This is a genomic window from Hyphomonas atlantica corrig., assembly GCF_017795365.1.
GTDB classification, from domain to species: domain Bacteria; phylum Pseudomonadota; class Alphaproteobacteria; order Caulobacterales; family Hyphomonadaceae; genus Hyphomonas; species Hyphomonas atlantica.
Genome location: NZ_CP051254.1, coordinates 1,657,352 through 1,678,395, shown reverse-complemented (window position 1 = coordinate 1,678,395; position 21,044 = coordinate 1,657,352). Strand labels below are relative to the sequence as shown.

General features: G+C 58.8%; 22 protein-coding genes. 13 read left to right on the top strand and 9 right to left on the bottom strand.

Annotation, left to right across the window (positions count from 1 at the left end; all coding sequences use genetic code 11):
• The first annotated feature begins 29 nt into the window (after positions 1–29).
• Entirely contained in the window at positions 30–1,034 is a 1,005-nt protein-coding gene (locus tag HF931_RS08335; protein WP_035546562.1) for an NAD(P)H-dependent glycerol-3-phosphate dehydrogenase, read from the top strand.
• A 23-nt stretch (positions 1,035–1,057) separates the two neighbouring features.
• Here the strand turns inward: HF931_RS08335 and HF931_RS08330 are convergent, their stop codons facing one another.
• From HF931_RS08330 to HF931_RS08320, 3 genes are all read right to left on the bottom strand, one after another.
• A complete protein-coding gene (locus HF931_RS08330; RefSeq protein WP_273243046.1) occupies positions 1,058–1,969 on the bottom strand; it encodes an MBL fold metallo-hydrolase in 912 nt (303 codons plus the stop codon).
• Positions 1,970–2,010: 41 nt separating this feature from the next.
• Positions 2,011–2,949 carry an ATP-grasp domain-containing protein gene (locus HF931_RS08325; protein WP_035546569.1) on the bottom strand — a complete coding sequence of 313 codons (939 nt, stop codon included), beginning with the start codon at positions 2,947–2,949 and terminating at the stop codon, positions 2,011–2,013.
• Between the two features lie 138 nt (positions 2,950–3,087).
• Positions 3,088–3,498, bottom strand: a complete 411-nt coding sequence (locus tag HF931_RS08320; protein WP_035546572.1) for a protein tyrosine phosphatase family protein — start codon at positions 3,496–3,498, stop codon at positions 3,088–3,090.
• 136 nt (positions 3,499–3,634) lie between these two features.
• Between HF931_RS08320 and HF931_RS08315 the strand changes: the two genes are divergently transcribed.
• The 4 genes from HF931_RS08315 to HF931_RS08300 all read left to right on the top strand — a co-directional run bounded on the left by HF931_RS08315 (position 3,635) and on the right by HF931_RS08300 (position 8,391).
• Positions 3,635–4,606 carry an ABC transporter permease gene (locus tag HF931_RS08315; RefSeq protein ID WP_272982412.1) on the top strand — a complete coding sequence of 324 codons (972 nt, stop codon included), beginning with the start codon at positions 3,635–3,637 and terminating at the stop codon, positions 4,604–4,606.
• Positions 4,606–5,517, top strand: a complete 912-nt coding sequence (locus tag HF931_RS08310; protein ID WP_035546576.1) for an ABC transporter permease subunit — start codon at positions 4,606–4,608, stop codon at positions 5,515–5,517. Before HF931_RS08315 ends, HF931_RS08310 begins: the two co-directional genes overlap by 1 nt.
• 112 nt (positions 5,518–5,629) lie before the next feature.
• The gene (locus HF931_RS08305) at positions 5,630–7,069 is read left to right on the top strand and encodes a mannose-1-phosphate guanylyltransferase/mannose-6-phosphate isomerase (protein ID WP_273243042.1); all 1,440 of its coding nucleotides are present in this window, start codon (positions 5,630–5,632) and stop codon (positions 7,067–7,069) included.
• 98 nt (positions 7,070–7,167) lie between these two features.
• Positions 7,168–8,391: a potassium/proton antiporter gene (locus HF931_RS08300; RefSeq protein WP_273243041.1), complete on the top strand. Its 1,224-nt coding sequence runs from the start codon at positions 7,168–7,170 to the stop codon at positions 8,389–8,391.
• Here HF931_RS08300 and HF931_RS08295 read toward each other — a convergent pair.
• Positions 8,388–9,263: a DUF1499 domain-containing protein gene (locus HF931_RS08295; RefSeq protein WP_081805951.1), complete on the bottom strand. Its 876-nt coding sequence runs from the start codon at positions 9,261–9,263 to the stop codon at positions 8,388–8,390. The two genes, HF931_RS08300 and HF931_RS08295, sit on opposite strands and share 4 nt — an antisense overlap.
• 151 nt (positions 9,264–9,414) lie before the next feature.
• Here HF931_RS08295 and HF931_RS08290 point away from each other — a divergent pair, with 151 nt between their 5' ends.
• The gene (locus tag HF931_RS08290) at positions 9,415–9,933 is read left to right on the top strand and encodes a DUF305 domain-containing protein (protein ID WP_273243038.1); all 519 of its coding nucleotides are present in this window, start codon (positions 9,415–9,417) and stop codon (positions 9,931–9,933) included.
• On the opposite strand, the gene HF931_RS08285 is transcribed toward HF931_RS08290, so the two are convergent.
• Positions 9,930–11,555: a long-chain-fatty-acid--CoA ligase gene (locus HF931_RS08285; RefSeq protein ID WP_273243036.1), complete on the bottom strand. Its 1,626-nt coding sequence runs from the start codon at positions 11,553–11,555 to the stop codon at positions 9,930–9,932. The genes HF931_RS08290 and HF931_RS08285 overlap by 4 nt on opposite strands.
• Before the next feature lie 99 nt (positions 11,556–11,654).
• Here HF931_RS08285 and HF931_RS08280 point away from each other — a divergent pair, with 99 nt between their 5' ends.
• Positions 11,655–12,599: a glycerophosphodiester phosphodiesterase family protein gene (locus tag HF931_RS08280; protein ID WP_273243035.1), complete on the top strand. Its 945-nt coding sequence runs from the start codon at positions 11,655–11,657 to the stop codon at positions 12,597–12,599.
• 201 nt (positions 12,600–12,800) lie between these two features.
• A complete protein-coding gene (locus HF931_RS08275) occupies positions 12,801–13,250 on the top strand; it encodes a glyoxalase superfamily protein (protein ID WP_273243033.1) in 450 nt (149 codons plus the stop codon).
• A 3-nt stretch (positions 13,251–13,253) separates the two neighbouring features.
• On the opposite strand, the gene pdxH is transcribed toward HF931_RS08275, so the two are convergent.
• Positions 13,254–13,925, bottom strand: coding sequence for a pyridoxamine 5'-phosphate oxidase (pdxH, locus tag HF931_RS08270; RefSeq protein WP_273243031.1), 672 nt, complete (start codon positions 13,923–13,925; stop codon positions 13,254–13,256).
• A gap of 173 nt (positions 13,926–14,098) precedes the next feature.
• Here pdxH and HF931_RS08265 point away from each other — a divergent pair, with 173 nt between their 5' ends.
• The 3 genes from HF931_RS08265 to HF931_RS08255 all read left to right on the top strand — a co-directional run bounded on the left by HF931_RS08265 (position 14,099) and on the right by HF931_RS08255 (position 17,361).
• Positions 14,099–15,079, top strand: coding sequence for a malate dehydrogenase (locus tag HF931_RS08265; protein WP_273243029.1), 981 nt, complete (start codon positions 14,099–14,101; stop codon positions 15,077–15,079).
• Between the two features lie 31 nt (positions 15,080–15,110).
• Positions 15,111–16,202 (top strand): chorismate synthase, encoded by a 1,092-nt coding sequence (gene aroC / locus HF931_RS08260; RefSeq protein WP_273243027.1) that lies wholly within the window; start codon positions 15,111–15,113, stop codon positions 16,200–16,202.
• Positions 16,203–16,305: 103 nt separating this feature from the next.
• The gene (locus tag HF931_RS08255) at positions 16,306–17,361 is read left to right on the top strand and encodes a hypothetical protein (RefSeq protein WP_035546603.1); all 1,056 of its coding nucleotides are present in this window, start codon (positions 16,306–16,308) and stop codon (positions 17,359–17,361) included.
• A gap of 13 nt (positions 17,362–17,374) precedes the next feature.
• Here HF931_RS08255 and HF931_RS08250 read toward each other — a convergent pair whose 3' ends face one another.
• Positions 17,375–17,545, bottom strand: coding sequence for a hypothetical protein (locus HF931_RS08250; protein ID WP_155841590.1), 171 nt, complete (start codon positions 17,543–17,545; stop codon positions 17,375–17,377).
• Positions 17,546–17,700: 155 nt separating this feature from the next.
• Entirely contained in the window at positions 17,701–18,774 is a 1,074-nt protein-coding gene (locus HF931_RS08245; protein ID WP_272982394.1) for a class I SAM-dependent methyltransferase, read from the bottom strand.
• A 116-nt stretch (positions 18,775–18,890) separates the two neighbouring features.
• On the opposite strand from HF931_RS08245, the gene HF931_RS08240 reads away from it, so the two are divergent.
• Positions 18,891–19,613 carry a hypothetical protein gene (locus tag HF931_RS08240; protein ID WP_273243024.1) on the top strand — a complete coding sequence of 241 codons (723 nt, stop codon included), beginning with the start codon at positions 18,891–18,893 and terminating at the stop codon, positions 19,611–19,613.
• Here the strand turns inward: HF931_RS08240 and HF931_RS08235 are convergent.
• The gene (locus tag HF931_RS08235) at positions 19,610–20,338 is read right to left on the bottom strand and encodes a TlyA family RNA methyltransferase (RefSeq protein WP_273243022.1); all 729 of its coding nucleotides are present in this window, start codon (positions 20,336–20,338) and stop codon (positions 19,610–19,612) included. The genes HF931_RS08240 and HF931_RS08235 overlap by 4 nt on opposite strands.
• Positions 20,339–20,403: 65 nt before the next feature.
• Between HF931_RS08235 and HF931_RS08230 the strand changes: the two genes are divergently transcribed.
• The gene (locus tag HF931_RS08230) at positions 20,404–21,015 is read left to right on the top strand and encodes a superoxide dismutase family protein (protein WP_273014210.1); all 612 of its coding nucleotides are present in this window, start codon (positions 20,404–20,406) and stop codon (positions 21,013–21,015) included.
• Positions 21,016–21,044: the final 29 nt, after the last annotated feature.

The window sequence follows — 21,044 nt, the reverse complement described above, 5'->3', positions numbered from 1 at the left end:
GCTGAGCGGTTTCGACCAATCTCCGGCGCATGACGAAACATTTCAAGACATTCGGCGTCATCGGTGGCGGCGCTTGGGGCACTGCAATTGCCCAGATGCTGACCCGCGCAGACCAAGACGTGCTGATCTGGTGCCGCGAGCCCGAAATCTCGGATGCCATCAACACGCGTCACGAGAATACAGGCTTCCTGCCCGGCGTTGCCCTGAACCCGGCGCTGAAAGCGACCTCGGACCTGGCTGATCTTCACCTGATGGATGCGCTGTTTGCCGTTGCGCCAGCGCAGCACACGCGGGCAACGCTCATGGCGCTGAAAGGACATATTCGTCCCGGAACGCCTGTCGTGCTTTGCTCGAAGGGGATTGAGCTGAAGACCGGCGAATTCATGACGCAGGTCCTGAAAGATGAACTGCCCGAAGCTGTTCCGGCCGTGATGTCGGGGCCAAGTTTTGCAATTGACGTGGCCAAAGGTCTGCCGACAGCGGTCACCTTCGCGATTGAGGATGAGGCGCTTGGCACCGAATTGATCGCCGCGGTTGCCACACCAAACTTCCGCCCCTATCTGGCGCATGACCTGCTGGGCGCTGAAATCGGCGGCGCGGTGAAGAATGTACTGGCCATTGCGTGCGGTATCGCGCTGGGCAAAGGACTTGGCCGCTCTGCGCACGCGGCGTTGATCGCGCGGGGAAGCGCCGAAATGACCCGACTGGCGCTCGCGTTGGGCGCGGAGCGTGAAACCCTGTCCGGCCTGTCCGGTCTCGGAGACTTGGTGCTGACCTGCTCGTCAGAGACGAGCCGCAACATGAGTTGCGGCATGGCGCTGGGAAAAGGCGAGCGGCTGGAAGATATTCTGGGCGCACGAAATGCGGTGACCGAAGGCGTCGCGACTGCGCCGGTCCTGAAGCGGCTCGCGGCAGAACGCGGTGTGGACATGCCGATCTGTGATGCCGTCGCAGATGTCATTGAAGGCGCGATCAGCGTGGATGAGGCCATCCAGCAGCTGCTCATGCGACCGAACAAGGCAGAAACCGTTTAGGCTGGTAACCTTGCCCAAGCCCGTCAGGCGGCGGATTTCACCAGTTCAAAGTGAGAGCGAACGGTCGGCTTGTCATCTGGCGAGACAGCAACGCCCGTCTTGATCAGCTCAATCATGTGGCCAAGCACCGACATGGCGGCTGCCGGATGTAGCCGTTTGTCGACGTCGGCATACATCACTTTCACCATTTCGGGGATTGAGGTCTGCCCCGAGCGCATCTGATCCAGTATGGCTGCCTCCCGCGCGCGGCGGTGATTGGCGTATTCGGTGATAAAGCGGTCGACAAATTCCTTGCCGCGAACGGGGCTTCCATGCGTCGGCCAGAGGGTGTCGAATTCCATCGCTCGGATCTTGTCGAGGCTGCGCATATAGTCGCCCATGTCGCCATCGGGCGGTGCGACCACCGTGGTCGACCAGCCCATGATATGGTCGCCTGACAGGCACGCATTCTCTTCGCGCAGACCAAAGCAGAGATGGTTGCAAGTGTGGCCGGGTGTTTCGATGACGTCCAGTGTCCAGCCGGGTCCGGAGATGATATCGCCGTCGCCAACCTTCACATCCGGCATGAAGCCGAGATCGTCTGCGCTGCCGAGTTCGCCCTTGGCCGTCGGCACACCGCAATTCTTTGCATAGGTCTTGCAGCCAGCCCATTCGGCCAAAGGCGTAGCCAGTGGAGAATGATCTGAATGGCCATGTGTAACCAAAACGTGTGTTACGGTCTCGCCTTCAAGCGCTTTTTTCAATGCTTCGAAATGATCGGCATTTTCCGGGCCGGGGTCGATCACAGCGACTTCGCCGTGCCCGATGATGTACACGCCTGTGCCAACATAGGTGAATGGTCCCGGATTGTTCGCGATTACCCGGCGGATCAGCGGAGAGACCTGCTCCACAACGCCATACTCAAACTCGATTTCGCGAATATAGGGAATTGCCATTTTCTAGTCTCTTGCAGCGGTTCTGACCGTCCGGAGCGAGATCACCGCTTCTTCGATGCAAATGCGACTGCGAACGCCTGAGCCATGCGGCGCGTGGCGCGAAGCTTGGCCGCCAGCTTCAGAGCAACAGGCGGGCCCATATCAGTCTTGTTTGCATCGACGATGAAGATTCGTCCGGACTGCCGGTCACGTAGGACGTCCACACCACCCCAGTCCAGTCCGATGGATGCCGCAAAGCGCTCAATCACGGCAATTTCATCATCCGTGTAGCAATTGCGAGGCTCGTCGAGCAAAACCTGGACATTCTCATTCAGGAAACGGCGCTCAAGCGGACGACGCTTGCGGAACACGACGACGGGCGAGCCTGCAACAATGCAGCATCGCAGATCCTCGACCAGTCCGCCTTCAATCTCATTATCGACCAGCCGTTGGTACGTCTTTCCGGGCAGCGGCGTGTCCAGAGGGCCTTCCAGGATGCGGCCGTCATGCGCAGCGTTCAGCTCGGACTTCTCGACCATACGGCCCTGATGAGTGGTTGGGTCGACAGACAGGGAGTAGCCCGCAGCCTCTTCAAAGGCGGCAGCAACGGTCGATTTCGATATGTCGTCACAGGAGAAATTAACCAGCTTTGCGCCATCTCTCACTGTCGGGACCGAGTTATCGGTTTCCGTCGAGTCGTCGAACTGCATGACAATGTCAGCCGTCTGGACGTCATCAATCAGTTTCGCACCGGACACGTGCATGACGGGCCAGATGAAGTACCAAGGGCGCGGCTTATCGGGATAGAACGCAATCGTAGGGCGCTTGTGACCGGTCAGACGGCGCCATGTGCGCCAGGTCTGAGCAAAGAAATAGAAGCAGAACCAGGTGAAGATGTCGTGCGCGAGGGAAAGCGTGAGCGGAACGCGGTGCCCGGTCTTCTTAACCAGCATGGCGCCATCGTCATATTTGAAGTCGGTGATCCATAGACGATCGCTCATCCATTCCACTCCTGTCGCGCATTTGGCCTCATGACCTGCGCCTCCCTGTGTTGGCCTTCGCATGGCCCGCCTACACTGACAACACACTTAATGCGGCGCAAGTGTGACCAGTTGCTCACAAACTTGTGCGATTGATGATCAGAGCAACGACTGCAAACTGGACAGATCATAGCCCGCATCTGCTGCGGCATCGACGATTTCTTGCGCTGCTCCCTGCCCCGCATGGGTCAGCGCCCAGGCCGTGATGCTGCGGGTTCCGGTGCGGCAATACGCCAACACGGGCTGAGGCGCTTCGTTCAGAATATTTCCAGTCCGTTCAACCACTTCGGGTGTCGGCGCACCGGAAAATGGCAAAGCAACAAAGGTCAGTCCCAACGATTCGGCTTTCGCGCGGATCGCGCCCATGCGCGGCTGAGTAACCCCGCCTTCTCCGTCCGGACGGTTTGCAACGATCGTTTTGAAGCCTGCAGCCTGAATCTCGGCAACATCCTCCTCATCAATTTGAGGAGCGACGGCAAAAGCTTCCGTAACGCGGCGAATATCGGCCATATTTTCGTGTCCTTGCCTGTGTCTGCGGTCTTGATCGGCTGTCGCTACAAGCTAAGGATTGCGGATCGCGATGCCAAGCGCCCGAAACGGCGGCAAGACGAATTTCCTATTACCAGCAACGGAATAGCAAAAGAACGTGTCCTCATTCCAACGTGCCATTAGCCGAGTTCCGTGGGCCTATACGTTCAGGCGCCTGCTGATTGCAATCCCTACAATGTTGGCCATCATCACGATGGCGTTCTTCATGATGCGCGCCGCGCCGGGCGGCCCGTTCGACGGCGAGCGGAAACTGCCACCCGCAACCGAAGCGGCGATCGCCGCCAAGTTCGGCTTCGACAAGCCGCTGCACGAGCAATACTTGAACTATGTAGGCGGTGTGCTGGTGGGAGATTTCGGCCCCTCCTACAAGACGCTCGGTAAGAGCGTGAATGATTTGATCGCCGATGGATTGCCGATTTCGCTGACCATCGGCTTCCTCGCCATGGGACTTGGCCTGGTGGTTGGAACACTGCTCGGCGTATTTGCCGGGCTCAGGCAAAATACGAGCGCAGATTACGGCGTGATGGGCATCGCCATGGCGGGCATATCCATTCCGACTTTTGTTACCGGCCCTATTCTGATCCTGATATTCGCGCTCGGCGCTGGCATCTTTGCAGTCGGCGGCCTCGGCACGTATCCAAACATCGGCATGAGCTGGCACAACATGACCCTGCCGGTCATCACGCTCGCCCTTCCACAGATCGCCATCATCTCGCGCCTGATGCGCGCGTCGATTATTGAAACGATGCGATCCAACCATATCCGCACAGCGCGCTCCAAAGGGCTGACCGAGCGGCAGGTCATCGCGCGCCACGCCTTGCCGGCCGCGCTCCTACCGCTGATTTCCTATGCCGGGCCAGCCATGGCACGGGTCATGACAGGCTCGGTGGTCATCGAGAAGATTTTCGGCCTGCCGGGTCTCGGCACCTATTTTGTCGATGGCGCGCTCAACCGGGACTACACGCTCGTGATGGGCGCGATCATTGTCTATGCGGGCCTGATTGTCTTGCTGAACCTGCTCGCTGACATTCTCTATGCCCTGCTCGATCCGAAAGTGAAGTACGACTGATGACGGATCTCGACCCCCTCCTCGACCCGACCGGACGTGTTGAACCGGTACAGAAAGCCATTGTGGGCGGCCGTTCGCTTTGGGATGACGCGCGTGCGCGACTGTTCCGCAACCGCGCCGCCGTGATCTCGATGTGGATTTTGGGCGCACTGGTCCTGATCGCCGTGTTTGGCCCTATGCTTTGGGTGCACAAGTACAGCACGATTTCCGACCTGCGCACGATTGCGCCAACCTTCGATGGTATGCACCCGCTAGGCACCGACCTCCAAGGGCGTGACTTGCTCGCCCGCCTGATGATCGGGCTTCGGATCTCGCTGATGGTGGGTATCGTCGCAACGGCGGTCAGCCTCGTCATCGGGGTCAGCTGGGGCGCAACGGCGGGTTATCTGGGTGGCCGCGTCGACAATTTCATGATGCGGATCGTCGACGTCCTCTACGCCCTGCCCTTCATCTTCTTCGTGATCCTGCTGCTCACCGTGTTCGAGCGAAACATCGTTCTGATCTTCGCAGCCATCGGCGCGATTGAGTGGCTGACCATGGCGCGCATCGTGCGCGGCCAGACGCTGGCTATCAAAGGCAAGGAATTCATCGAGGCCGCCCGCGCAGCCGGTGTCAGCCGGAAGGACATCATCACGCGGCACATCCTGCCAAATGTGATTGGGCCGGTTGCGGTATACGTCACGCTGACCATCCCGGTCGTCATCCTGGCTGAAAGCTTCTTGTCCTTCCTCGGCCTTGGGGTGAATGAGCCACTAACCTCTCTCGGCGTCCTGATCTCTGATGGCGCAGACCGGATGGAGGAGAAGCCCTGGATGCTGCTGGCCCCTGCCCTGACCATGGCGGTCACCCTGCTCTGCCTGAACTTCATCGGCGACGGCCTCCGCGACGCACTGGACCCCAAGGATCGCTAACGATCGGGACATCAGCCTTCAACTTTTGACACGCCGTGATTTTTTTGGTCACCGGCCTGACATGTGCACGCTTCATGCGCCATAAACGCAAGGTTGGCAGAGGGCAGACAGAATGACGAAACGAGTCGCGGACATTGTGCCGGTTATCATATGTGGCGGGTCCGGCACGCGTCTGTGGCCACTGTCGCGTAAAAGCTATCCCAAGCAGTTTGTACCCCTTGTCGGTGAAACATCCCTGTTCAAGGCGTCCGCGCTCAGACTGACAGGTGGCAGGTTTACGCCTCCCCTGATCCTGACCAATGCAGATTTCCGGTTTCTGGTACGCGAGCAGCTGGCGGAAATAGGCATCACAGATCCGACGATCCTGATCGAACCCGAAGCGCGCAATACAGCGCCTGCCATTCTGGCGGCAGCGCTTTACCTGGAAAAGTCCGATCCAGACGCCCTGATGCTGATCGCCCCTTCAGACCATGTCATTCCAGACAATGAGGCGTTCCTTGCCTCCATCCTTGCGGCAACAGACGCCGCGCGGGCCGGTCAGCTTGTCACGTTCGGTATTGAGCCCACACATCCAGAAACCGGGTATGGATATCTGGAATTGAGCGAGCCAACTGGGGCAGGCTCCTTGTCTCCGATCAAACTGAAGCAGTTTGTCGAGAAGCCCAGCATCGACCGCGCCACCGACATGCTGGCGAGTGGCAATTTCCTATGGAATGCCGGCATCTTCCTGTTCAGCGTGAGAAGCATTCTCGCCGCTTTCCGCAGGTTTGAACCAGACATGGTCGAACATGTTGCCCAGTCAGTTGACCGGTCAGAGAACGACCTGGGTTTTATCCGCCTGGCTCCTGACAGCTGGAGTAGGACCCAGTCCATTTCCATCGACTATGCCGTCATGGAACGCACCGACAATCTCAGCGTCGTGCCGTTCTCTGGTAAATGGTCTGACCTTGGGGGATGGGATGCCGTTCTACGAGAGACCGAGCCCGACGAGAATGGAGTCTCCAGCAGCGGCCCCGTCACCGCCATTGAGTGTCGGGACTCTTTGCTGAGGTCAGAAAGTGACAGCGTGGAACTCGTCGGCATTGGCTTGAAAGACATCATCGCCGTGGCAATGCCGGACGCGGTCCTCGTCGCTGACAGTTCTCGCGCGCAGGACGTAAAAATTGCCGTCAGCAAGCTTAAGGAAAAGCAGGCCCCTCAAGCTGAACAATTCCCCCGCGACTATCGCCCATGGGGCTGGTTCGAATCCATCGCTGTCGGAGAGCGGTTCCAGGTAAAACGCATTCTCGTGAAGCCTGGTCAGTCACTATCCTTGCAGTCACATAATCACCGTGCGGAACACTGGATTGTTGTCTCCGGAACCGCTCAGGTGACGATAGACGAAACAGTTCAACTCGTCACGGAAAACCAATCCGTATACATACCCGTCGGCTCCGTGCATCGTCTTGAGAATCCGGGCAAACTGCCAGTCGTTCTGATCGAAGTTCAGACTGGAAGCTATCTCGGTGAAGACGACATCGTTCGCTACGAAGACAAGTACGCGCGAAACTGAACGGTAATAGTCCCGACGGATTACGTGCGCCTCCTTGAACTGACGCGTCGACAGCCTTTATCTACAGGACGCGCTACAAGTTCAGTCAGGGAGTCCAAGTGTATCTATTTGTCTTCCTGTGCAGCCTGATCATCTTCATCAGCTTTGCTTTCATGCCTGTCGCGCGGCGGGCGGGTGCGCCTTTCCTTCTGATTGCCTTGATCATCGGCATGCTGCTTGGCGAAGATGGGCCAGGCCGGATCGAATTCAGCAATTTCAACTTTGCCTTCGACCTCGGCAGCGTGGCACTGGCTGTCATCCTGTTTGCGGGAGGCCTTGAAACAGACCGACGCGTGTTCCGCTCTGCCGGAGCGCCCGCCACATCACTCGCAACCCTGGGCGTGCTGGTTACTGCCGGCATAACGGGCGTGGCTGCAGCCTTGTTGCTACAGGTACCGTGGCAAGTTGGACTACTGCTTGGCGCGGCCGTGGCATCCACTGACGCAGCAGCCACCTTCCTGTTGATCCAGCAGAGTGGCATCGGGCTGAGGCCACGCCTGAAAGACACGCTATTGCTTGAGTCCGGCCTGAACGATCCGATGGCAATCTTTCTGACGGTCACGCTCACATCCCTTGTTGCAACAATGCAGACGGATGCGCCTTTCGATCTCGCGAGCATGGGCGTATTGCTGGTGATGCAGGCTGGAATTGGAATTCTGGGCGGCATCTTCGGGGGGCGTCTTCTGGCGCGTCTGCTGGATACGCTATCGCTTCCCGTGGGCACATACCCTGTGATGACGCTGGCCGGCGCACTTGTGATCTTCGCGGGTGTGTCTCTGCTTGGCGGCAGTGGATTTCTCGCGGCTTACCTTGCTGGCATCAGCCTGAAGGCAAAGCTGAAACGCCCGATCGACCGCATTGTCGATTTCAACGAAGCCTTCCAATGGCTCTGTCAGCTCGTCCTGTTCCTGACGCTAGGCCTACTGGTCACACCAAGCGCACTGCTTCAGGATATCTGGCCAACCATCGGGATCGCCGCTGTTTTGATGCTGGTCGCGCGACCGCTTGCCGTGTTCGCCTCGGTGGGGTGGATGGGCTTTACGTTGCGCGAGAACATATTCCTCAGCTGGGTTGGCTTGAGGGGCGCAGTCCCGATCCTGCTGGCGATCTATCCCGTCATATCGCCGGGACCGATTACTGTCGGCTTTTTCAACGTCGTCTTCGTGATCGTTGCCATTTCTCTCACGACACAAGGCTGGACCATTGGACCGGTCGCCCGCCTGCTCGGCCTCGGTCCCCAACCGCCAAAGGCCAAGGACGAGGCCGAGGTGAGCGCGCCTTAGCGCAGAGCCGTCTCAATATCGTCGAGCAAGTCGCGAACCCGCTTTGCATTCGCACCCAGATCTGACAGGCCTACCCGACTGGTAGAACGCACATCGATGCGAGAGCCACCTTCTTCAGTTGGCAGGATACGGATCATTACGTCATCCTTGAAGTCGAACCAGAAGCTGGTCTCTGTCGCTTCGATCACGCCTTGAGCCGCATCGTCCTCCACGACAGCCCAGCCGCGCTCTTTGACGATATCCAGAATTGCCTCATGCGCTGTCGCTGGCGGCGCATTGGTGATGTAGGAATCAAGCTTCGGATATGGCGCGTCGACCCGGTCTTCCTGTACGGCCGGATCGAACTCCGCTTCTTCCTGCAACTCCGACACGAGCCGCCCTGGTGTACCTGGCCAGCGTTCCTCTGCGTATTCCGGTACCACTGGCGCTTCCATGACCGGGTTCATCGCGCCGGTTTTCTCACGCGCTGCCAATAGCGCTTCGCTCGGCATGATCGGGTTCGTCCAATCGGTCTGCACGTCATGGATGGGAGGAAGTCGCGTTGCCTGTCCACCGAACGCCGCCACCCGGCCGAAGCACAGGCCCGAAATCAGCAGTGCTGCGAATGACAGAATAAAGGCTCGCTTGCGCGGCGCCTTGATCAGGGAGAGGACCAGCGCGATTACAGAGACACCGAGCGCAAGGAAGATGAGTTTCAGCCCCCAATTGATCGTCATCGTGCCGAGGCCGAATTGCCAGCCCCACAGACCGAGCTTTGTGCCCAGCGCGGCGGCGACAAACCAGAAAACCGTAAAGATGGACAAGGCCAGTGATGCCTTCGCGACCAGCCCCCGCCAACCGGCATCCTGTGTCTGTTCCGATGTCATACTCATACGCCCTACCCTCTCCGAAATTCTTCAACTGAACTGACATAGATCAGCCGATCCTTTCGAACCAGTCGTGACGGGCAGAATATTCCGGAACGGGATCCGTGAAACTCGCGTTGGACAAGATGAATCGAGCCATACATGGAGCGAGAAACTGATGAACCATTCTGGAAGCTATCGCCGGTTCGGGCTGATGATCGCGACGTCCGCCATCTTCATGTTCGGCCTGATGTATCTCAACACTTATGCTCTCCCGCACGTGCACTGGAGTGAAACACGATTCTTCATGACGCTGATCATGGCCGCAGCCATGGCCGTCGTGATGCTGTCTTTCATGCTCCATATGTACAAGGATACTCGCATCAACTTCGCCATTTATGCAGGCAGCGCTCTGCTGTTCGTAGCAGCACTGTTCCTTGTCCGCTCTCAGGCAACAGTGGGGGACAAGGCCTACATGGAGGGCATGATCCCGCATCATTCAATCGCCATCATGACAAGCGAACGGGCAGGAATCGAAGATGTCCGCGTCCGGAAACTGGCGGATGAAATCCTTCAGGCTCAGAAGAAAGAAATCGCCGAAATGGAATGGTTGCTTGATGACATTTCCAGAAATGGAAAGGCGACGACTCCAGAAGAAGCCGCCGCCCGCCCGGTTCCTGAATTCAGTGCAGACTAAGCTGTCGGCAGCTTGTAGTCCTTGAACTGGTTGCGCAGGGCCAACTTGTTGATCTTGCCAGTTGCGCCAAGTGGGATCTCGTCAACAAAGACCACGTCGTCCGGTGTCCACCATTTGGCAATCTTGCCTTCAAGCTGGGCCAGGACATCTTCCTTGCTCGGGGTTTCGCCCGGCGCAGGCTGCACGACCAGCAAGGGACGCTCATCCCATTTCGGATGGTAGATACCGATCGCGGCCGCATTCGCTACCTTCGGATGGCCGACGGCAATGTTCTCGATGTCGATCGAAGAAATCCATTCGCCGCCCGACTTGATCACATCCTTGGCGCGGTCGGTAATCGTCATCGTGCCATACTCGTCGATGTTCGCGACGTCGCCCGTATCGAAGAAGCCGTTGTCGTCGAGGACATTTCCACCGACACCCTTGAAATACCCCGCCGCGATGGCCGCGCCCCGCACCACGAGGCGACCGGACGTTTCGCCATCATTCGGAAGGTCTTCGCCTTCGTCATTGACGATCTTGAGCTCAACGCCGAAGGGCGGACGCCCTTGCTTCAGCTTCTGCTCCATACGCGTGTCGATGTCCGCATCCATCATGTGAGGCGGCAGCGTTCCGAGCGTTCCCAGCGGCGAGGTCTCCGTCATGCCCCAGGCATGGACCACATCCACCTCGTAATCTTCCTCGAACGCGCGGAGAATACGCTCCGGCACAGCAGAACCACCAATGATCACTTTTTCAAGATGCGGCAGCTTCAGATCGTTTTCCTGAAGGTGGTTGAGCAGCATCAGCCACACTGTTGGCACAGCGGCGGTGATGGTCACCTTCTCGGTATCAAGCAATTCATAGATCGACGCACCGTCCATCTGCGCGCCCGGCATCACCATATTGGACCCGACAGCTGGACAGGACAGCGCAAGGCCCCACGCATTGGCGTGGAACATCGGCACGACCGGCAGAACGGAATCATTCGCGCCCATGCCAATCGCGTCACGCTGCATGGTAATCATCGTGTGCAGCACGTTGGACCGATGGGAATATAGCACGCCCTTCGGGTCGCCCGTGGTGCCGGATGTGTAGCAAAGCCCACATGCGGTATCTTCCGGGAAATCGCCCCAGCGCACATTTGTGGACCGCCCGTCGATCCAGATATCAAACGGAACTGCGCCAAGATTGTTTTCCGGTATCGTGTCGGCATCGGCATAGATCACGAACGTTTCGACCGTCTGGAGATGGTCCTTGATGGCCTCGACAATCGGCAGGAAGGTCTTGTCGAAGATCAGCACCTTGTCTTCGGCATGGTTGGCAATCCAGGCAACCTGCTCAGGATGCAGGCGCGGATTGATAGTGTGCAGGACCGCGCCAATCCCCATCGCGCCATACCAGGACGCCATGTGGCGTTCCGAGTTCCAGCCAAGCGTTGCCACGCGGTCGCCCAGCTTGATGCCGCCATCGATTAGCGCATTCGAAACCTGCTTGGACTGTTTGAAAAGGTCGGCATATGTCGTGCGGACGATATTGCCTTCTACCCGGCGGGTGATGATTTCCCGTGTCGGGTTGATGCGGTTGGCGTGTTCCAGAATCTTGTTAACCGTGAGCGGCCAATCCTGCATGATGCCCAACATGATGAAGTCTCCCTGTGTGTTCTTGTTTTCAGCATTAATCGCCTGATTTAGAACCGGTTTATGCGCGCATTTGGTGCGGCGCAAGAAGAGGACCCTAGAATGACCCGTTCCGCGCTGCTTGTTACCGCCCTCATCATTCTTGCTGGTTGCGAGCCGTCAACCGATATCGCGCCTCAAACTGAAGGGTTTGCTGCAGTCGAAGCCAACAGCCAGCGCCTTCCCTTGCCCGAATATTTCGACTGCCTGCGCGAAAATCGCGGTGTCGTTATTGCGGCCCATCGCGGCGGCCCTGCTCCCGGGTATCCGGAGAACGCCATCGAAACGATGCAATACAATTTCGACCGCGGCGTACGTGTGTTCGAGGTCGATGTCGCCGAAACGCGCGATGGCGTCCTGACGCTCATGCATGATGACCGCCTCAATCGCACCACCACTGGCCGCGGCTATATTTCTGACATCAGCTGGGAAGACTTGTCCGGCGTATTGCTGGTCGACAATGACGGTCGCCGCACAGATTTTTCTCCGCCCAAACTGACAGATGCCCTGATCTGGGCGCGCGATACCGGTGCAATTCTTGAGCTGGACCGCAAGAAGACGACCAGCTTCTCCAACATCGCTGAGGCCGTATATGCAGCGAACGCGGAGGAGAGCGTGATCATGATTTCCTACAATGATGATGAAGCCGCCGAAATCGCTGCGATTGATCCGGAGCTCATGATGACGGCTTCGGTTCGTGGCGGACGGGACATTTCCGCGCTGGAAGCTCGGGGCGTGGATTCCCGGCGTCTCATCGGCTGGACGGGCACCGAACGTCCTGATGCCGCTGCCTGGGACCGCAACGCAATGAATGATGTGGAGTCGGCGTTCGGAACGCTCGGCCGGGCGGGCGACCGCCTTGACGACATCTACATGGCTGACGGCGACGGATCGGAGTTTCAGGACCTGGCAGATGACGGCCTGGTCATGCTGGCGACCGATCGCCCACTGGAAGCGGCAGAGGCAATGACCTCGGACGACACAGCCATCGCCGCCTGCGGGCGTTGACGTTTCGCCGTTCCAGGCTTATCTGGCGCGCAGGTTTGAGACACCTGCCGCTTGCCGGGACGCCCCGAAGGTGAAGATCTCACAGCCGCAAACGCGCGGCTGTTCCTTTCAGGATGCTGACGCTTCATTTCAAGCGGTCCAGCGGCAAGGCAAGCCCCGCGTAGAGCGACCGCGTCTGGATGAAGGGAAAGGATCCCACCCATGCCGCAATCCATTACAACCCGCGAAGCCGCCAAGGCCCGCGCCCGTGAACTGCGCCTTGAGGCCAGCACTGCGGGGCAATCCATCTCGCACTCAAAAGCGCTCGAAATGGTCGCCGCAGAGCTCGGCTATCGCGACTGGAACACCGCATCTGCGCGGCTGTCGAACACACCCGAGGCCCCCTGCCAACTCGGCGATCATGTCTCTGGCCGCTACTTGAAACAGCCTTTCCACGGCCGCGTCCATGCGATCCGCGAACTGGCGGGAGGCATGGGCTATGAAGTGACCCTGCATTTCGACACACCCGTCGACGTGGTCGAGTTCGACAGTTTCTCTGCTCACCGCCAGCGTGTGTCGGCGATGGTCGGCAGCGATGGAGTTTCCTGGGCGAAGACCAGTGATGGCGTCCCGCACCTGATTATTGAAACCGTCGCAAACGGGATCGTCTGATTGTCAGGGGTAGAGGCGACCTGTCGTCCAGCCATCGTCGGCGCGTGTGAACTTCAGCCGGTCATGCATCCGGAAGGCCTGATCCTGCCAGAACTCGATCTCGACCGGAACGACACGGAACCCGCCCCAGAATTCGGGGCGGGGAATGTCGGGCCCATCGCCGAATATCTCTGAAAGCTCGGCCACGCGCTGTTCGAACTCGGCCCGGTCATTCAATGGCCGGGACTGGTCGGAGGCAATTGCGCTGATCCGGCTCTGCGCTGCGCGGGTCGCGAAATACTCGTCCGCAGCCTCTTCTGAAACAGGCTCGACGGTGCCGCGCACCCGCACCTGGCGTCGCTGACTTTTCCAGTGAAAGCCGAGCGCGGCCTTTGGCGTTGTCGCCAATTGTTGCCCTTTCGCGCTTTCCAGATTGGTGAAGAAGACAAATCCTGCCTCTGTCACCTCTTTCAGCAACACCACGCGTACATCCGGCATGCCGTCCGCGTCGATTGTGGCCAGCGACATGGCATTTGAATCATTCAGCTCGCTCTCCCGCGCCTCAGCCATCCAGGCTTTGAACAGCGCAATTGGATCAGATGTATTCGGAATCAGCGGTTTCCCGTTCGGATCCGTCGCATAATCTGCGGCGCTGGGCGATGGTGGAATGATGTCTGGCGTGTCGGTCTGGCTCATGGCGATGTCCGGTCCAAGGGCTGCTGGGTGAGCCTTCCATATAGGCCAAACTCTGCCGGAGTCCCACTGTGGCAGGGTGCCCGGTCTGCGTCATAGACGCATGGCCGCTTGCCCTTCCCCGACAAATTCGCCATTGATGCCGCGAAATCACCCTATGCAAGAAGGAAACTCCCATGAAAAAGCCTGTGAAAGTCGCTGTAACCGGCGCTGCCGGCCAGATCGGTTACGCTCTCCTGTTCCGCATTGCCGCTGGCGACATGCTGGGAACGGACCAGCCGGTCGACCTTCACCTGCTCGAAATCACGCCCGCGCTCGGCGCGCTGAACGGCGTGGTGATGGAACTGAATGATTGCGCCTTCCCGCTTCTGAACAGCATTGTTGCCACCGACGATCCAAACGTCGCTTTCAAGGATTGCGACTACGCCCTGCTCGTTGGCGCGATGCCACGCAAACAAGGCATGGAGCGGAAAGACCTGCTGTCCGCAAATGGTGGCATCTTCGGCCCACAAGGCAAGGCGATCAACGATCACGCGTCACGCGATGTGAAAGTGCTTGTCGTCGGCAACCCGGCCAACACGAACGCCCTGATCGCACAACAGAATGCGCCAGACCTCGACCCGAAATGCTTTACTGCGATGGTTCGGCTCGACCACAACCGCGCGATGAGCCAGCTGGCCGAGGAAACCGGCACCCACAATACCGACATCAAGAATGTCATCATCTGGGGCAACCACTCCGCCACCCAATACCCCGACATCCACCACGCCACAGTGAAAGGCGATGCCGCCAAGCCACAAGTGGACGACGCCTGGTATCAGGACACGTTCATTCCTGACGTGCAGCAACGCGGCGCGGCCATCATCAAGGCGCGCGGTGCCTCCTCCGCAGCATCCGCGGCATCTGCCGCGATCGACCATATGCGCAGCTGGGCGCTCGGTACGCCTGAAGGTGAATGGGTCTCCATGGGCATCCCGTCTGACGGCTCCTACGGCATCGAGCCAGGCGTCATCTATGGCTATCCCTGCACCTGCAAGGACGGCAAGTACGAGATCGTTCAGGGCCTCGACATCAACGAGTTCTCGCGCGCCAAAATGGACGCAACCGATGCAGAACTCCGCGAAGAACGCGCGGCTGTTGAGCATCTGTTCGCCTAGTTCCTGACCTTTAAATCCGAGATGGGCAGCCATGTCACACAACACATTCGGCCACCTCTTCCGCGTGACGACCTGGGGCGAAAGCCACGGACCGGCGCTCGGCTGCGTGGTCGATGGCTGCCCGCCAAACCTCCCGCTAGATGAGGCCTTTATCCAGCAATTTCTTGATCAGCGCAGACCGGGCACGTCGCGTTTCGTCACCCAGCGCAAGGAACCGGACGCGGTAAAAATCCTGTCCGGCGTGTTCGAGGATGACCGCACCGGCGGACCGGTGACGACGGGTACCCCCATTTCGCTGATGATCGAAAACACCGACCAGCGCTCCAAGGATTACAGCGAGATCCGCGACCGGTATCGACCCGGCCATGCCGACTACTCCTATGATCAGAAATACGGCGTACGTGACTATCGCGGCGGCGGCCGGTCCAGTGCGCGCGAAACTGCGGCGCGGGTCGCTGCTGGTGCCGTAGCCCGCCGCGTTCTTGGTAAAGATGTCCTACTGCGTGGCGCTGTGGTTCAGATCGGGCCGCACGCAATCGACCGGTCGCGGTGGAATTGGGATACGACCCAGTCAAATCCGTTCTGGTGCCCGGACCCGGACATGGTGCCCGTTTGGGAGAACTTTCTTGACGAGACACGGAAGGCCGGCAGTTCGGCCGGAGCCATCGTCGAGGTCGAGGCAACCGGAATACCTCCCGGATGGGGCGCGCCCATATACGGGAAACTGGATTCAGAACTCGCCAGCGCCATGATGAGCATCAATGCCGCAAAGGGCGTCGAAATCGGAGACGGCTTTGCCGCTGCGACACTGTCCGGCGAGGAAAATGCGGATCAGATGCGCGCGGGAGACAACGGCGCGCAGTTCCTCTCCAATCATAATGGCGGCATCGCCGGAGGCATTTCGACAGGCCAGCCGGTTGTGGTGCGAATCGCAATCAAACCAACTTCCTCCATCCTGACACCCGTCCAATCGGTGACCCGTGACGGCGAAGAGGTAGACGTGCGGACCATCGGCAGGCATGATCCCTGTGTGGGGATACGCGCTGTACCTGTGGCCGAAGCCATGCTTGCCTGTGTGCTGGCAGATGCAAAATTGCGTCAAAGAGGGCAAACGGGACGATGAGCTCAGATGCGCGTGTCACAGTAAGTTCACAAACCTGCTATCGGCATTGTTCAGTGAACCTGCTACCTCGCGTTCAGACTTCATATAGCGATGGGTTGTCGGCATGAGTGGCGTGGAAATTTTCGGCATCATTGGATTTGTGCTGGCCGCCTATGCGGTTGTCGCGAATGACTCCATCCAGACACTGGGCACATTCCTGTCCTCAAATGCCCGTCGTCCCTGGTGGGTTCTGTGGCTTTTTGCGAGCGCTATCCTGCTCGCAGTCCTGTTTTATGGTTACTTCAATGGCAATGGCGACGTTGCCTATGAGCGCCTCGACAAGCTGTCTCAGCTTCCCGGTGAAGGGGATCGCACCCAATTGCTGATGCCAGGCATCCAATGGTGGCATGCCCTGCCCCCGCTGGTCCTGTTGTTCCTGACACGCTTTGGCATTCCTGTTTCGACCACATTCCTCGTTCTGACCCTGTTTGCCCTGTCTGGCGGGTCTGCCAGCGAGGGCATTCTCGAGAAGATGATCATCAAGTCCGCAATGGGCTATGTCGTGGCGTTCGCCTGCGGCGCGGTCATCTGGATCATTATCTCCCGCACATTCGAGCGCTGGGTGTTCCACACCAAGGATGAACTGCCCTGGCCCTACTGGGTCACGTTCCAGTGGCTGACAACGACCTTCCTCTGGTCGCAATGGCTGATGCAGGACCTTGCAAATATCTTCGTCTACCTTCCGCGCACCGTGACGGTGACGGGCGACGAAACGCATGTCGCGTTCTCACTGGGGTATGTCGTTTTCGGTGCCATCCTGCTGGTCGCAATCCAGGGCTACATCTTCGCGACCCGCGGCGGACAGATACAGAAGATCGTTCAGAGCAAGATCAATACGGTCGATGTTCGCGCGGCGACAATTGTCGACCTTATCTACGGGATCATCCTGTTTATCTTCAAAGAAATGAGCAACGTTCCGATGAGCACAACATGGGTGTTCCTCGGCTTGCTGGCCGGACGTGAGCTGGCAATCGCCTATGTCGCTCAGCTGCGGGCAAAAAATGAGGCCGTGAAAGATGTCGTCGGCGATGCCGGACGTGCCTTCCTCGGCCTCATCATTTCCATCATTCTCGCTTATGCCATGCCCATACTGGGAACCGGCAAACTGCCGAGCTTCTAGGTTCCTGACCTAATCAGGCAAACAGGTTGAAGATCGGGTCTAGCGCAATCGCTAGGCTTACCCCGACAATACCTGCTGTGGTCAGCATCGCTCCCCGCAGAACACGCAGGCCCGTCTCGTTGAGAGCGAGGTCCCTGTGCGCCAGCCAGGAAACGTGGTTATCATTATGATCTAGGACGGCCATAGTTGCCTCCTTTCCTTCCTGGTATCAAAGTTCGTGTCACATGACCGTAACGTAACTGTCATATTAGTGTCACGTTCCATACACGCAAATCAATATTTCTTCATTCGGAATTAAGCGCGACAGCGCTGACGAGAAATCAGTTCTCTTACAAGGTGTTAGGCAGGACGACGAAAACTGTTTATTTTTGTCAGAAATGCCAGTGTCCGCCGATCGGGCACAAAACCGATCGATTCGCACGTTTCTTGGACATTCCAGGAAAGATAGCCTTTATAGTAGGGCTCGTGGAATCCATGGGGAAAGTATTCCAGCAGGCCGTCCATCTCAGGATAGTCGCCGAATTGAACACTCTCTGCGATGATCAACAGCCCGCCGGGCTTCAACACGCGATACATTTCGGCCAGCACAACCGATCTCACCCTCGGTGGCAGCTCGTGAAACAGGAACACCGAGATCACTATATCCTGGCTAGCATCTTCTACCGGCATTGCCTCGGCCGCCTCGTGGAGAATCTCCACCTGTTTCCACGACTTCAGGCGCTCACGCGCTGCGTCCGTATATGTGGGTGACAGGTCCAGGCCGGTTGCCTTTAGGCGCGGATAGACCTGCATGATTTGCGACAGGAAACGGCCATTGCCGCACGCCACATCCAGCAGACTGACACCGCGCTGATCCCTGCCCCTCAATTCGCGGGAAATCTCTGCCAGCGCGGCGCGGCGCATCGCGTCGGCGGTACCTGTGAAAAGCGCTTCAACCTGCGTGTCATACAGATCTGCGCTGTCCTCGGTGAACCAGCCACCGGATTGGTAGTGAAAGTTCTGCAAATAGTAGGTCGGATAGCGATTATGACCGTCCACCACTTGCTGACGTATTTCCGTGCCATTTCGCTCAAGGCGACGCCGATCAACTTCAGCGACATCTTCCCTGAATGCGCGGGCGGAACGGAGCGCCTTGGGCAGGTCTCTCAGTCGTACATCGGACGGTCTCGGATAAAGCCCCGCTTCCACGTTCAATCGATCCTGAAGGAAAAGCTCGAAATAAGCACGTCGCAATACACTGAGGTCAGGTGTGCCACGTGTCGGGCGAAAGGCAGGTTCACCCGGCCGGTCAAAGCCGCTCGCGCTGCGCCGGGCCGCTCCCATCTGCACGCCGTACCAGGCTGATCTCAGCCCCTGCGCCGCTGCATATCGGGCGCGCCCCGCCGTGCGGGCAGCTACATCCAGAACTCCCATACCAGAAATATGTGGCGCATATCCTGCTTCGTCCAGCTTTCACCTCGTGTTCAGGTTCAAACCGGCACTGTGCAGGCTGACTTGGTGGACGTGTATCTGCTGCAAGGAGTATTGCGATGAAATCCCGATCGCTCGTCATCGGCGCGCTGGCCCTCTCGGGCCTCGCTATCCCGGCCACTGCCGCAGCCCAGAGCGGGTATGGCTACACCTACAACGCGCCCGTACAGAATGTTCAGTGCGAACGCCAGAAGAAGGACGACCAGTTGGCAGGCGTGCTGGTGGGCGCCATTGCAGGTGGACTGATCGGCGGCGCCATCGGAAACAATATTGATGACGGAGACGCCTACCGCCATCACCGCCACTATCGCGGGTATCGTGGGTATCGCGGCCACCGAGGGTATCATCGCCACCATCGCGGCAACGGCAATTCGGACGAAGTGGCTGCCGGCGCGATCCTTGGCGCGATTGTCGGCGGCATTGCAGGTGGCGCGATTGCGGACGATACAAGCCGTCCCTGTCAGGTCGCAACGCCGTACGGTTCCTCTCCCAACACAGCCTATCCGGCGGGCGGAATCCCGCGCACGACAGATGGCCTCTATGGTGGCCCGGAAGTCATGACCTACCCGAACACGCCGCCGCCAAGCCGGACCTATCCCGTGTCGACCGCGCCGGGCCCGACCCTGCCACCGCAGGCCGGCACGAATATCGAGTGTCGCACAATCGAGCGTGAAACCCGACTACCTGATGGCCAGGTGATCCGCGATCCGATCACGGCCTGTCGCGACCCCTATGACGGGAATTGGGAAATCAGCGATCCGTTCAACGACGAGAACTATTAGCGCTTAATGGCATGAAACAGGCGTTCGGCATTTCCGTCGCCGCCTGTAATCGGGCTCTCAGTCCAGGCTATAATCGGCCAGCCGTGCTCCTTCATCCAGTCTGCAAAGGCATTGGCCGCTCGTTCGGTCACGTTCTGGTCAGTCACCAATCCGCCTTTGCCGATATGGTCCCGACCCACTTGAAACTGTGGTTTGAACAAACCTACGAACTCTGCGCGGTCTGCTGCGAGCGACAGCGGCAGAGCAAGTAATTTTTCAAGCGCGATAAAGCTCGCATCGCAAACCAGCAGTGACGGCGCACTGCCCATCATTTGCGGAGTCAGCGTACGAGCATCCTGTGCCTCAAGGCTGGTGACCCTCTCATCCGTTGCAAGAGATGCGTGAAACTGCCCCCGCCCGACATCGACAGCCACGACATGACACGCTCCGGCTCTCAGCAGTACATCCGTGAAGCCACCCGTCGATGCGCCGATGTCGAGACAATGCCGGCCTTCGGGATTCACGCCGAACACATCGAGCCCATGGGCGAGCTTCAACCCGCCGCGTGACACGTACGGATGCGCGGGCGCGGCAGTGATATTGTCTTCAGACGACAGGATCTGCGACGGCTTTCTGACGAGAGCACCGCCAGCGGTCACATTGCCAGCGTCAATTGCCGCGCGCGCAGCCGCCCGGCTTTCGAACAGGCCGAGGCTTACCAGCAATTTATCCGCACGATCCTTCACGTCAGGGAGCCTTCCTGCAACATGGGCGTTAGGCCTACACCAGAACTTGCAGACAGGAGACCCCCATGATCACCCGAACTGCCTTCGCCGCACTTGCCATTGCCTTGACCGCTTGTGGCCAACAGGGCGCGACCCCTCAGGAAATGCCCAAAAACGAGCCTACCCTGCCCGGCCCCGAAGACATGCCCGGTCCCGAAGACATGCCCGGTCCTGATGAGGGTGTGTACCCATCCATGATGACCGCTTCGGCTACGCTTATCGGAAGTGAAGGCAATGAGATCGGCACGGCCAACTTCCTGGATGGGCCAAATGGCGAGGTGATCCGTATTGAGCTGAACCCCGACAGTCTTAGCCCCGGCTGGCATGGACTGCATTTGCACGCCGTCGGCACCTGCGAGGATGTGGGCGAGTTCAAGGAGTCAGGCGGCCATCATGGGAAAGTCGAAGGGGCGCACGGTCTGTTGAACCCCAAAGGCCCCGAAGCTGGCGACCTCCCGAATATCTGGGTGGCAGCGGATGGATCGGCCGGGTACGAGGCGTTCACCCGCCTGACTGCGCTCGACTCCCTGCTCGATGAAGACGGCTCAGCGATCATTATCCATGCGCAGGAAGATGATCATCTCACCCAGCCCATTGGTGGCGCTGGCGCGCGCGTTGCGTGCGGCGTGATCCAGTAGTTCCGGACCCCACCCTTTTGCGACGCCGG

Coding starts and splice junctions, on each gene's coding strand:
- HF931_RS08335 (WP_035546562.1), top strand. CDS start 30: ATGACGAAACATTTCAAGACATTCGGCGTCATCGGTGGCGGCGCTTGG.
- HF931_RS08330 (WP_273243046.1), bottom strand. CDS start 1,969: ATGGCAATTCCCTATATTCGCGAAATCGAGTTTGAGTATGGCGTTGTG.
- HF931_RS08325 (WP_035546569.1), bottom strand. CDS start 2,949: ATGAGCGATCGTCTATGGATCACCGACTTCAAATATGACGATGGCGCC.
- HF931_RS08320 (WP_035546572.1), bottom strand. CDS start 3,498: ATGGCCGATATTCGCCGCGTTACGGAAGCTTTTGCCGTCGCTCCTCAA.
- HF931_RS08310 (WP_035546576.1), top strand. CDS start 4,606: ATGACGGATCTCGACCCCCTCCTCGACCCGACCGGACGTGTTGAACCG.
- HF931_RS08305 (WP_273243042.1), top strand. CDS start 5,630: ATGACGAAACGAGTCGCGGACATTGTGCCGGTTATCATATGTGGCGGG.
- HF931_RS08295 (WP_081805951.1), bottom strand. CDS start 9,263: ATGAGTATGACATCGGAACAGACACAGGATGCCGGTTGGCGGGGGCTG.
- HF931_RS08290 (WP_273243038.1), top strand. CDS start 9,415: ATGAACCATTCTGGAAGCTATCGCCGGTTCGGGCTGATGATCGCGACG.
- HF931_RS08285 (WP_273243036.1), bottom strand. CDS start 11,555: ATGTTGGGCATCATGCAGGATTGGCCGCTCACGGTTAACAAGATTCTG.
- HF931_RS08280 (WP_273243035.1), top strand. CDS start 11,655: ATGACCCGTTCCGCGCTGCTTGTTACCGCCCTCATCATTCTTGCTGGT.
- HF931_RS08275 (WP_273243033.1), top strand. CDS start 12,801: ATGCCGCAATCCATTACAACCCGCGAAGCCGCCAAGGCCCGCGCCCGT.
- pdxH (WP_273243031.1), bottom strand. CDS start 13,925: ATGAGCCAGACCGACACGCCAGACATCATTCCACCATCGCCCAGCGCC.
- HF931_RS08265 (WP_273243029.1), top strand. CDS start 14,099: ATGAAAAAGCCTGTGAAAGTCGCTGTAACCGGCGCTGCCGGCCAGATC.
- aroC (WP_273243027.1), top strand. CDS start 15,111: ATGTCACACAACACATTCGGCCACCTCTTCCGCGTGACGACCTGGGGC.
- HF931_RS08255 (WP_035546603.1), top strand. CDS start 16,306: ATGAGTGGCGTGGAAATTTTCGGCATCATTGGATTTGTGCTGGCCGCC.
- HF931_RS08250 (WP_155841590.1), bottom strand. CDS start 17,545: ATGGCCGTCCTAGATCATAATGATAACCACGTTTCCTGGCTGGCGCAC.
- HF931_RS08245 (WP_272982394.1), bottom strand. CDS start 18,774: ATGGGAGTTCTGGATGTAGCTGCCCGCACGGCGGGGCGCGCCCGATAT.
- HF931_RS08240 (WP_273243024.1), top strand. CDS start 18,891: ATGAAATCCCGATCGCTCGTCATCGGCGCGCTGGCCCTCTCGGGCCTC.
- HF931_RS08230 (WP_273014210.1), top strand. CDS start 20,404: ATGATCACCCGAACTGCCTTCGCCGCACTTGCCATTGCCTTGACCGCT.